Here is an 11,807-nt window from a genome sequence, read left to right as displayed (position 1 = left end):
ACATTATCCTTTGGTACTGCCAGAGGTCAGGCCGGATACAAAATATTTTTGCAAGGCCAGGTATAAAATAGCGACCGGTACGGCGATCAGTACCGCGCCCGCCGCATAGGTGGTGTAACTGGCCCCCATCTTCTCGGACACCAGGTTGTACAGACCGATCGGCAAGGTATATTGATCCGGTGTCCGCAAGATGGTGCTGGAAAGAATGAAGTCTCCTAACGGGCCGGTGAAGGAAAACAGCGCCACTACGGCGATAATCGGTTTGGAAAGTGGCATGATGATCTCCACAAAAATACGGAAATTACCGGCACCGTCCATGCGCGCCGACTCATCCAGATCCCTCGGGATAGCATCCAGATAGCCTTTCATCAAATAGGTGTTCATCGGGATCATGCCGGCCACATAAATCAGCACCAATGCCAGGTGGCTGTTGATCAACCCCAGTAACTGTGACAGGACAAAAATGGCAATCAACGCGGAAAACTGTGGAATCATTTGCAGCAACAAAAACAGCATCAGGCCGTTTTGCCGGCCCTTGAAGCGAAAACGGGAAAACGCGTAGGCGGTAAAGCTGACACTGATCAGCGTCAATATCATGGTCAGCACGCTGATCTCCATCGAGTTCCAATACCATGTCAGGTAACTAACCTGGCCGTTGAACAGGTCGGCATAGTGCTGAAACGAGAGATTTTCCGGGATGATAGAACTGCTCAGCAGGCTGTTGCCAGCATTCAATGATGCCCCGATGGTCCACACCAGCGGGTAGATGATAATCACCGACACCAGCAGAATCAGCAGCCAGGACAGGGACAGCCGCACCCACTTCTCTTTTTTTATGCTCTTCGACGTTGCCATGGTTATCCCCTTAAGCCATATCATCATTTTTGAATGAACGGGTGGCACGGAATTGCCACAACGCCAAACCGACCACAAAAATGGACAGCAGAATGGTGATAGTGGCGGCAATGGCGTACTGCGAAGAGGACATGGTCAGTTTGTAGATCCAGGAGACCAGGATATCCGTGCCTCCGGCGTTGGAACCGACTACCGCCGGGCCGCCATTGTTAAACAGGTAGATGATGTTGAAATTGTTAAAGTTGAAGGTGTATTGCGTAATGATGATTGGTGCAATGGAGTAGAGTACCAACGGTAGTGTAATGGTTTTTAATTTGGTCCAGACACTCGCGCCATCCATCGTCGCCGCTTCATACAAATCCTCTGGAATGGCCTGTAACACGCCGGTGGTCATGGCGAACACAAACGGGAAACCAAGCCAGGTTTGCATCATGATCAGTGCGGTTTTAGTCCAGAACGGATCGGTCAGCCAGGCTTTGGGGGCAATACCGAAAAACGCCAGAATGGCATTATTGATGACACCGAAAGAGTCATTGAACATGCCGGCAAATACCAGAATAGTGACGAAACCCGGCACCGCCCACGGCAGGATAAAAATGGTGCGGATCAAGGGCTTAAATCGCAAATCCTTTTGATTGACCAAAATGGCCAGCAACACACCCACACTGCACTGTAGCGTGGTAGCCAGCAGCGTCCAGACCACTGTCCACTGCAACACATCCAGAAAGGTGGACCGCCAGATAGACAAGGTAAAAATGTTGACGAAGTTCCTGAGACCGACCCAATCCACCAGCTTTGCTGGCGGGGTGTGATACAGATTGTAATTGGTAAAGGCAATTGAAAAACCAAACAGAATGGGAAAGATCACCACAAAAACCAGCAGGATAAACCCCGGCGTGATCATCAGGTACGGGAAACCTTCACTCAGCAATATCTGATATTGCTGCCGCACACTATTAAGCGCCAACCCCTCATCCCGTTTCTGCCCATTGACCCAGGCATCACGTAGTGACAAGGCGTAAACTGCCAACCCGAACGCGATGATCAACAGGCTGATAATGCCCTTCGCCAACAGAAAAATGGAGTTATCACGTGGTACTTGCTCGCCAAGCGTATACAGACCCCACACACCTTCCATGAGAAAGTCATGAAACACACCGATAAAGCTGCTAAGCAGAACCAGGAAAATGAGCCCTTTCGCCCACTGCCGGTGATAGAACTGGCCAAAACCGGGGACTAGGGCAAACAGCAATGCGACCGCCGCATGGCGACACCGCCCCTTAACAACGGTTAACTTTTCACTGGGAGTGATAATCACAAACTGTTCCTTCTTTATGACGGGAGCCGTCCTCCCGTTCAGGATAAGCGGAGGCCGGAGTTACTGATTGCTGGCTTTCATCGCCTCAATTTGCATCTTGATTTGTTTCACCGCATCGTCCAGCGCGGCCTGAGGTGCCTGTTTGCCGGTCATGCTCAATTGCAGCGCAGCGTTAGCCGGGCCCCAGACTTCCTGCATTTCGGGCACGCTGGGCATGGCGGTCGCCAAACTGGCCTGAATAGCGACGGCGCTGGCTCGCTGATCATTTTTAATCAACGGGTCATTAATCATTGCGACCAGTGGTGGGATCTCTTTGGTCAGTTGATAACGGGTTTTCACATACTCAGGCTGATTGATAAATGTAATAAATTGCTGTGCCAGCACCTTATCCTTGCCCCAGGTGGACACCACGTAACCTTTCACCCCCAGAAAAGAGTTCATCGACTGGCCATTGGCCAGTTTCGGTAGCGGCGCAACACCATAATTGATACCGGCGTCAGCGTAAGGCTGAAAGGCCCATGGCCCATTGATCACCGCCGCCACCTTTTTCTCGGTAAACAGAGAATCAATGGCATTAAGACCACTGTCACCAATGATCCCTCTGGGGAATAGCCCGTCGGTGTAGAATTTTTTCAGGCTGTTGACCGCCGCCACGCTACCCGGGGTGTTGAGACCGATATCCAGAGTATTCAATCCACCTTTGCTGTCTTTGCCAAAGATGTAGCCGCCCATCGACGCCATGACGCCCCAGCTGTAATAAAGCTGATCGAATTTCGCCAGCAAACCGTATCGATTTTCCGCCCGCTGTTTTTTGGAGAAGCGGTAATAGTCATCCAGCGTAGCCAACGGCTTGGGCAACAGATCCTTGTTGTAGATCAGCACCAATGTCTCTACCGCCTTGGGAATACCGTACAGCCGGTTGTTCATGGTGAAGGCATGGATGGACGACGACGTGAAGGCGGCGACTTCCGCTTTGTCGACCGTCAGTGGCGAGAGCAATCCTTGCACGACCGCAGAACCGAGCTGATCGTTAGGGATCACCAGCACATCAGGACCAATGCCTGCCGGGCCATCCAGACGCAGCTTCTCAATCTGTTGTGCATAAGGCATTTCCTGCATATTGACTTTCACGTTGTACTGTTTTTCGAAATCACTAACGGCCTGTTTTATGCCAACAGATTTCTTTATGTCCTCCCACACCGTCAGTTGCCGGCTTGCCGCGGCAGCGGCGAAAGTGGAATATTGGCCCGCCACCAGTGCGGTCAGGAGCAGAGCGGTTATTTTTTTGATTTTCATCACTCACCTCTTTTGTGAAGGTATTACATTTTTTTAATTCATGTTCATATTTTGATATTCAATCGATACATGAATGATCTATCCCACAACATGACTAAACAGAGCTCACCCGTTCCCTCAGTTGTTATACGCTATGCTTAGATCACTGTTAAATCTATATAATTATCATCAATGTGTGATCATGATTGCATAAATGAAACGCGATGATATGGCTTAAAATCTAGCCAAGTTATAGTCTTTTAAAGACTTTTTAGCTGTTATAGTTATTAATTAAACTTTGTTATACGTATTACATCAAGAGAGTAATTCATTCTCTAACACGACTCATTTACTGACAACGTTCCGAGGATCAACCGATGTCCAGCATAAGACTGAGAAATGTCACCAAACGTTTTGGCAAAACGGTGACGCTGCACAATATCAATCTTGATATTGAGGGAGGGGAATTTGCGGTATTTGTTGGTCCTTCGGGCTGCGGCAAATCCACGTTACTGCGCATGATTGCCGGTCTGGAGGAGATTAGTGAAGGAGAGGTACTGATTGGCGATGAATGCGTTAACGATGTCGCCCCTGCTCACCGTGGCGTGGCCATGGTGTTTCAGTCCTATGCGTTGTATCCGCATATGACGGTCGCCGAAAACATGGGATACGGGCTGAAAGTCAACGGTACACCAAAGGCAGAGATCCGCCATCAGGTAGAGATGGTTGCCAAAACACTGCAACTCTCCCATTTGCTGGACAGAAAGCCCAAACAACTCTCTGGCGGCCAGCGACAGCGCACCGCGATTGGTCGCGCCATCGTACGTAATCCCAACGTGTTCATGTTTGATGAACCACTCTCCAATCTGGATGCCGAGCTGCGGGTTGATATGCGTCTGCATATCGCCAAACTGCACCAGGAACTGAAAACCACCATGGTATATGTTACCCACGATCAAATTGAAGCGATGACGCTGGCGGATAAAATTGTGGTGATGAACGATGGGCGGGTAATACAAATGGGGTCACCGATGGACCTGTATTACAACCCTGACAATCGATTTGTCGCCGGGTTTATCGGTTCACCAAAAATGAATTTTCTACCGGCAACGGTGGTGAACTGGAAACCCGAGAAGCTCACCGTGGCCATTGAATACGGTAAAACCCTCACCCTCGCGATACGGACTCAACAGGTAGAGCCCAACGTGAACGTGACGCTCGGTATCCGCCCGGAACACCTGTCCACAGCAAGCACAATGCCGTTACAACTGGACTTTCACTGTGAAGTGGTGGAACGACTGGGCAATAACACCTATCTGTTCGGTCAGTGCCACGGTCATGATGGCTTCAAAATACTGCTGCCAGGGGATGCCCATTTCACGCCCTATCAAAAATTGCAGTTGGGTTTCGATTCCGGGCAGTGTTTGATATTTGATGAACACGGCACACGAATCAGCGCCGATATTCAGGTTAACCAGCAATAAAAATCTGGACTACCGCTTAGTCAATGCCTAACGCCAGTGCTTCACTCAGCCCGGCTCGCTAACACGGTGAACTGGCATAGAGTGCGCCATTCAAGATAATGAAGGATCGGCTACCGGCCATCACACATATCTTTACCCGTCGCGGTTACCGGTGCAACGTACCAGTAACCGGCGTTAATCAGATTGCATCTCCGTAAACACTGTCACTCTTGCACGACCATCCTGCTTGGACTGGTACAGTGCGGCATCAGCCTGCTGGATAAGCATTTCGCCGCTATTCGTGGCAGAAGGGATAATACTGGCGACACCGATACTTACCGATACCCGATCACTGACATCGGATGACACGTGTGGAATGTTCAAATCATGAATAACCTCCAGCACCGAGTGTGCCTTGCTCGTTGCCCCATCTTTATTGGTAAGCGGCAGCAAACACGCAAACTCCTCACCACCATAACGACAGCATAAATCCCAGGGCCGCCGAAACTCATTAGACAATGCGATAGCCATTTTCTGTAGGCATTTGTCGCCGGCGACATGGCCATATTGGTCATTAAATCGCTTGAAAAAATCCACATCGATCATTAAAAGCGATAAGGGTAATGACTCACGCTGACAAACGTTGAAATGGCATGACAACATCTCATCAAATTTGCGTCGATTCGCAATGTGGGTCAACCCATCCTGATTGACAAGATTTTCCAACAAATCAAATTGCTTTTTAAGCATCAGATGGGTTTTCACCCTGGCATATACAATCACCGGGTTTACCGGCTTGGTAATATAATCAGCACCGCCAATTTCAAAACCCTGTACCTCATTCCCCTCATCATCACGGGCAGTAACAAAAATAATCGGAATATATGAGGTTTCAACAGAAGCTTTCAGTTCCCGGCACACAGAATAGCCATCAAGATCAGGCATCACAATATCCAGTAAAATCAGATCTGGCTTTTGCTCTCTGGCAAGTTGTAACGCCTGTTTTCCAGAAGTTGCCATAATAATGTCGTAATCTTTTTTAAATATTTCGTTCAGTATTTTTATGTTGACGACCTGATCATCCACAATCAGTATTTTTTGCTTCTCCTCCTGTCCGGGGAAAGCCAGTCTCTCATTACTCATTTCTTCCCCTTATCACTACAGCAGTGACCACCGTTATGATGACTTACTTAACAAATAGAATAAGTTATACAGTTAAATACGCCATAATATAAATAGTGCACCTATATTTTTCTATTGCAGATTAAAAATCCAGATATGCCTTAAATAATTCGAGTTACAGAAAGACGGAAACCGAGCCATTAAGGGCAACCAATACACCTGCAACTTGAAGTATAACGGACATAAAAATTATTTTTATCTCACTATAGTATGGATCGGAAATGCTAAAGACCAGCATGCTCTATCATTATTGATGGTAGATAACAATAATGACATGTTTGCTACTGTTTTTAGCAGGTTAATAATTTCAATGCTATAACTGAACTGACGTTATTAAAGAAATAAAAATGATAATTTGCCGAGAATAATCCCATGCTGCGACGATTGAAACGCATCTTTTCAAACTACTGGTCCGCCAGTCTCCTTATCAGCCTGACAATAGTCAGCGTACTAATAGCCGTTAACAGGCATGAAGAGAACAAACTGCTCGTAGAAAAAGCGATACAGAAATCGGCACAGAACATTACAAAACAACTGGTTGATCAAATCACACTCTACCAGTACGGGCTACGGGGAGCCCGTGGCGCCATCATCGTCGCCGGCGACAACCTGACACAAAATCTCTTTGCCAATTATAGCCGCACCCGGAATATAAAAAATGAGTTTCCGGGAGCCAGAGGATTTGGCTATATCCAGCGCGTCCCGGACGATCAACTGGCCGCATTTGTTACACAAGTGCGTGCCATTCGACACAGTGATTTTACTGTCAAACAACTGACAGAACATCACGGGGATCATTATATCATTCGATATATTGAGCCGGAAGGCCCTAACCTGCAAGCCATCGGCCTGGATATTGCTTCTCAGGAAACACGTAGAGAAGCAGCAATACAATCAATGAAAACTGGCAAGGTCATACTAAGCGGGCCGATTACTCTGGTACAGGCCACAGGGAAACCACTCCAGTCATTTCTGATTCTTTTACCTATCTACCGCGATGCGGTGACGCCGGAAAGCGAATCAGAGCGCGTCAGCAAACTAATCGGATGGAGCTACGCCGCTTTATTAACAGAAGATGTTTTACACGCCATTAATCTTAACAGTGAGTTCCACCTGAGCCTGACTGACATCACTCAGGCCCAAACCCCCGTTCATTTTTATCAAAGCCCTCAGGACACCGCGTTATATGAAAAAACGATAACCGGCGGCCTCACACTATTTGGGCGCCACTGGCAGTACACCCTCGCGGTTTCTCCAGAGTTTATTACCGGGTTGCATCTTTTATCACCGCAGCGGGTTTTCCTGATCAGTGAAATAATAAGTGTTTTAATTACCCTGCTTGCCGGAAGTGTCGGTATTCTTTTACAGCAACGCAAGCGTGTTCATACGAAACAGGCGTCGCTGGCGGCTATTGTTGAAAGTTCTTCAGACGGTATCATCAGTATTAACTGCGCAGGCATTATAGAGAGCTGGAATCCCGGTGCCGAAGCCATTCTTGGATATAAGAAAAAAGAAACCATTGGTCAATCATGGCTGACGCTGGCTGAACCCATACAGAAAGAACCAGAATCATATGATTTATTGAAGATAATAAACCAGGGTCAATCACTGTCACGCGTACAAACTCAGCGCCGGCATAAAAACGGGGAACACGTCATCCTCTCAGAATCGGCGGCGCCACTGACCAAACCCGTTGGAGAAATCACCGGTGCCTCAATTACCTTCCGTGACATCACGCAGATGCTACAGATGCAAGATGAATTACATGCTCTTAATACTTCCCTGGAAGAAAAAGTCAGAATTCAAACCGATGATTTACTGACCACCAGCAATCAATTGAGTACAGCGGCAAAAATTGCAGGATTAGGGATATGGTGCTGGGATCTGGCAACAGACACGATCGCGTTAAACGATAAAATGGTTGAACTCTATACGCTCCCTGAATATATCAATAAAGATAATATTCCCATTAAAGCGTTACTTGATCGCCTGCATCCCGACGACATAGCGCTGATTCATTCCAATTTACAAAATTTGCGCGATGGGAAAATCGAAGTTCTGCCGGAGTTCAGAATATTACAACCTGATGGTGAAATTCGTTACCTCAAAAGCGCAGGTCTTGTGCAGTATGACATCAATGGCAATCCAGTCAGGATTACTGGTATAAATCAAGATATTACTAAGCAACGAAGATATGAAATGGAGCTTCAGTCGGCGAAAAATAAAGCTGACCTTGCCAGTCGGTCAAAATCGATGTTTGTGGCCAATATGAGCCATGAAATCCGCACCCCGATGAATGCGATTCTCGGTATGCTGCAACTTATTCAGCGCACGGTGCTTTCTGTCCAACAGAAGGATTACGTGACGAAAGCCTACACCGCTGCCAAATTGCTACTCAATCTGTTGAACGATATTCTTGACTATTCAAAAGCAGAAACTGGCAAGCTTGAACTCTTGATGCAAGAGTTCAGCATAGAAGAATTATTCTCCGAACTGTCCGCTATTTTAATTGGCAGCCAAGGCGGAAAGAGTGTTGAAATCATGTTCGAACTTGACCCGGAAATACCCAATAAGATTATTGGCGACAAGATTCGCCTCCAGCAAATCCTGATTAATCTTTCCAGTAATGCCGTCAAATTTACAGAAAGCGGGAATGTCACTATCAGTGTTTCTCTTTTGGAATATGGCAGCACTCATTCACGTTTGCGTTTTTCTATTCAGGATACCGGCATCGGCATCAGCCACGAACAACAGTCACTTATTTTTGAAAGCTTCACTCAGGCAGATTCGTCAATCTCTCGGCAATTTGGTGGAACCGGTCTGGGATTATCCATCAGTAAGCAACTGGTCAATTTAATGGGCGGGCACCTGTCCCTTGAAAGTACACTGGGAAAAGGCAGTCGCTTCTGGTTTGATATTTCCCTGTCACTTCCCACTCAACACCCTCACAACCAGGCTATTGCCGATTATACCCGACACCTTCGTTGCCTGGTGGTAGACGATAATGCGACATCACTCAATATTCTGAAGCAGTATTTTAAACAAGAAGAGTGGACAACCCAATGTGCAAGTAGTGGGCAAGAAGCATTGGCATTGATGAGCTTTCGTAACAGAAAACCGTTTGATGTCATTTTGCTTGATTATGTTATGCCCAACATAAACGGGCTCGACGTTGCACGTCAGATAAGAAAACACTTTTTGCCTGATGAGTCCCCGGTGGTACTCATTATTAGCGCCTTTGAAAATGACGTATTACAGTCAGCATCTCATCACATCGATGGTGAATTGTTTGATGATTTCCTGATGAAACCTATCACACCAGGGCAAATCAAATCGGCGATTAGGCGAGCTTTAAGGAATAAATCACCGACTTTGTTAACCGCGCCCCTACCTTTGAACCAGCATGAAGCAGCACAGGAAAAAAGGTTGTCTGGTATCAGTATACTTTTGGTTGAGGACAATGATTTCAATCGCCAGATTGCCTTTGAATTACTGGCCGCAGAAGGCGCCGATCTGGACTCCGCTACTGATGGACTTGAAGCTACCGAGAAAGTGCTTTCTCACGCCAAAAATTACCAGGTTATCCTTATGGATATGCAAATGCCTAAAATGGACGGTTTACAGGCAACCCGCTTGATCCGGGAAAGCCGCTCCCAGACAGAACTCCCCATCATTGCCATGACCGCCAATGTTAATCCCAGTGATGTACAAGCCTGTATCGACGCCGGAATGAATGCCCATCTGGGTAAACCACTCAGCATTGATAATATTGTCTCTACTATTTTACAGCAGATAACCCCGAAGAAAATAGCGCCACCGCCAGCGGTTGAACCATCGGATGCGCACGAAAAAGCACTCGCTCGTTTTGGAAATAACCCGAGCTTCTATAGAAAAATGCTGACCCAATATAAAAACAGCGCGACAAGGCTTTTAACTGAACTGGCTCAGCAGTCAAAAGCTGACGATCTTAATGCCGTATTAATGACGCTACATACACTTAAAGGTTCTGCCGCCAATATCGGGGCGGACGTATTCTTTCGTAAGGTAGGTGAGATTGAAAGCAGGTTAAAAGCGAAAAAAGAGGGTGGTGTATCGGTTCATACCGAGTTAACAGATCAGAATATTCAAGAATTGGATACACTGCTCCATGGCAATCTGGATGTACTGGATAAAGCGCTTGCCGATCTGTCATTAACGCATGAAGAGCCTCCGACTTCTGATAAGCAGAACAATCATCAAGAAATCCGCGTCAAACTGAATTTACTGTCATCCCTGCTAATTGAGAAAAACATGAAAGCAATTGATCTTGCCGAAGAACTCTCAGCACACCCCTGGAATACGCCTGAACAAACCCAGGCCATGCATGAAATCGCCAGACAAGCGAATAACCTTGAATTTGATGCCGCAAATCAACAGCTCAATTCAGGCCTCTTCCAGCCGAACAAACAGCACTGAAACAGGGCCATCAGCGCAATAATACAAATTCGCGGGCTTCTTTATCCAACAGCGCGCGTTTGCGCTCCACCCCCCAGCGATATCCCGCCAGAGCACCATCACGCCTTACCACACGATGACATGGGATCGCCACCGCCAGTCGGTTGTTGGCACAGGCGCTGGCGACAGCCCGCACGGCTTTGGGTGAACCAATGCGCTGGGCGATGTCGCTATAACTCACGGTGGTCCCCGGCGGAATATCCTTCAGCGCCTGCCAGACTCGTAATTGAAAAGCGGTACCACGAATATCCAGCGGCAAAGCCAGATTACGTCCCGGCGCTTCAATAAACCCCACCACCTGGGCGATAACCTGCTCGAAATCATCATCGCCACCGATCAATTCGGCCTGTGGAAACTGATCTTGCAAGTCACAAACCAGCGTTTCGGCCTCGTCACCCAACAGAATGGCGCAAATCCCCTTTTCGCTCTGCGCGACTAGTATATCTCCCAATGAACAGACGCCGACCGCAAACCAGATACGCATCCCTTTGCCGCCTGACTGCCAGGTTTTGGGCGACATGCCCAGTATGGCGTCGGATTGCTCATAGCATCGGCTAGTGGTGTTAAACCCCGCATCAAAAATCGCGTCCGTCACACGGCCGGTTTTACCCAATGCTTCACGCAAACGCTGGCCTCGATGCGCACTGGCGAAAGCCCTGGGCGTCAAACCGGTGACCGCTTTGAATAATCGATGAAAATGAAATGCACTCATACCGACATGCGTCGCTATGTCGGCCAGTTTTACCGCACCGTCGGTCTGCGCTATATAGCGACACGCCTGGGTTATTTTAGCGGCATGAACGGCATCTAGCGGCGGCTGCCCCCTCTTATACCGTCGGCTAGGGCGAAAACCAGCCTTTTCTGCCGCGGCATCTGAATCAAAAAACACCACGTTTTCGCGTTTTGGCAGTCGGGCCGCACCGGATGGCGAACAATATACGCCGGTCGTCGTGACACCGAACACGAAACTGCCGTCAGCCGCACTGTTTCGCTCAACCACCGCCTGCCAACGGGCGTCATCCGTTTCCCAAGGTTCGGGCGACGATGCGTTATCACTCATCATTCTATTCTCCTGTGCACAATCAATACCCGATTTACCGGAGCCATCGTCATCATCGCCAGCCAATGACGAGCCGGATCAGGCCGCATAGTGGCGATTATGCCCGTCACCTAACGACAATAAACTCCGTTATTTGCTTTTTAATTTTACCCACGATAAC

7 protein-coding genes are annotated in these 11,807 nt (G+C 47.9%); 2 read left to right on the top strand and 5 right to left on the bottom strand.

What is annotated here, in order from left to right; genetic code table 11:
• Nucleotides 1-3: 3 nt before the first annotated feature.
• Genes CWC46_RS10960 through CWC46_RS10950 form a run of 3 tightly spaced genes read right to left on the bottom strand, consistent with a single transcriptional unit; the run spans nucleotide 4 to nucleotide 3,469 of the window.
• Nucleotides 4-855, bottom strand: a complete 852-nt coding sequence (locus CWC46_RS10960; RefSeq protein WP_021016541.1) for a sugar ABC transporter permease — start codon at nucleotides 853-855, stop codon at nucleotides 4-6.
• Nucleotides 856-865: 10 nt separating this feature from the next.
• A complete protein-coding gene (locus tag CWC46_RS10955) occupies nucleotides 866-2,173 on the bottom strand; it encodes a carbohydrate ABC transporter permease (RefSeq protein WP_021016542.1) in 1,308 nt (435 codons plus the stop codon).
• A gap of 60 nt (nucleotides 2,174-2,233) precedes the next feature.
• Complete coding sequence (locus tag CWC46_RS10950; protein ID WP_021016543.1) at nucleotides 2,234-3,469, bottom strand: extracellular solute-binding protein; 1,236 nt, start codon at nucleotides 3,467-3,469, stop codon at nucleotides 2,234-2,236.
• Between the two features lie 356 nt (nucleotides 3,470-3,825).
• Between CWC46_RS10950 and CWC46_RS10945 the strand changes: the two genes are divergently transcribed.
• On the top strand, nucleotides 3,826-4,932 hold the full coding sequence (locus tag CWC46_RS10945; RefSeq protein ID WP_021016544.1) for an ABC transporter ATP-binding protein: 1,107 nt from the start codon (nucleotides 3,826-3,828) through the stop codon (nucleotides 4,930-4,932).
• 174 nt (nucleotides 4,933-5,106) lie between these two features.
• Here CWC46_RS10945 and CWC46_RS10940 read toward each other — a convergent pair whose 3' ends face one another.
• Nucleotides 5,107-6,054, bottom strand: coding sequence for a diguanylate cyclase (locus tag CWC46_RS10940; RefSeq protein WP_021016545.1), 948 nt, complete (start codon nucleotides 6,052-6,054; stop codon nucleotides 5,107-5,109).
• 411 nt (nucleotides 6,055-6,465) lie between these two features.
• Here CWC46_RS10940 and CWC46_RS10935 point away from each other — a divergent pair, with 411 nt between their 5' ends.
• Nucleotides 6,466-10,548, top strand: a complete 4,083-nt coding sequence (locus CWC46_RS10935) for a CHASE domain-containing protein (RefSeq protein ID WP_021016546.1) — start codon at nucleotides 6,466-6,468, stop codon at nucleotides 10,546-10,548.
• Between the two features lie 10 nt (nucleotides 10,549-10,558).
• On the opposite strand, the gene ada is transcribed toward CWC46_RS10935, so the two are convergent.
• A complete protein-coding gene (gene ada / locus CWC46_RS10930) occupies nucleotides 10,559-11,650 on the bottom strand; it encodes a bifunctional DNA-binding transcriptional regulator/O6-methylguanine-DNA methyltransferase Ada (protein WP_021016547.1) in 1,092 nt (363 codons plus the stop codon).
• Nucleotides 11,651-11,807: the final 157 nt, after the last annotated feature.

Origin of the sequence: Prodigiosinella confusarubida, from assembly GCF_002847015.1 — a bacterium.
Taxonomy (GTDB): domain Bacteria; phylum Pseudomonadota; class Gammaproteobacteria; order Enterobacterales; family Enterobacteriaceae; genus Prodigiosinella; species Prodigiosinella aquatilis.
The sequence above is the reverse complement of the archived record's forward strand: the minus strand, read 5'-3'. Positions and strand labels throughout refer to the sequence as shown.

Bases quoted from the DNA above. Each gene is read 5' to 3' on its own strand.
- CWC46_RS10960 (WP_021016541.1), bottom strand. From the start codon at position 855: ATGGCAACGTCGAAGAGCATAAAAAAAGAGAAGTGGGTGCGGCTGTCC.
- CWC46_RS10950 (WP_021016543.1), bottom strand. From the start codon at position 3,469: ATGAAAATCAAAAAAATAACCGCTCTGCTCCTGACCGCACTGGTGGCG.
- CWC46_RS10945 (WP_021016544.1), top strand. From the start codon at position 3,826: ATGTCCAGCATAAGACTGAGAAATGTCACCAAACGTTTTGGCAAAACG.
- CWC46_RS10940 (WP_021016545.1), bottom strand. From the start codon at position 6,054: ATGAGTAATGAGAGACTGGCTTTCCCCGGACAGGAGGAGAAGCAAAAA.
- CWC46_RS10935 (WP_021016546.1), top strand. From the start codon at position 6,466: ATGCTGCGACGATTGAAACGCATCTTTTCAAACTACTGGTCCGCCAGT.
- ada (WP_021016547.1), bottom strand. From the start codon at position 11,650: ATGATGAGTGATAACGCATCGTCGCCCGAACCTTGGGAAACGGATGAC.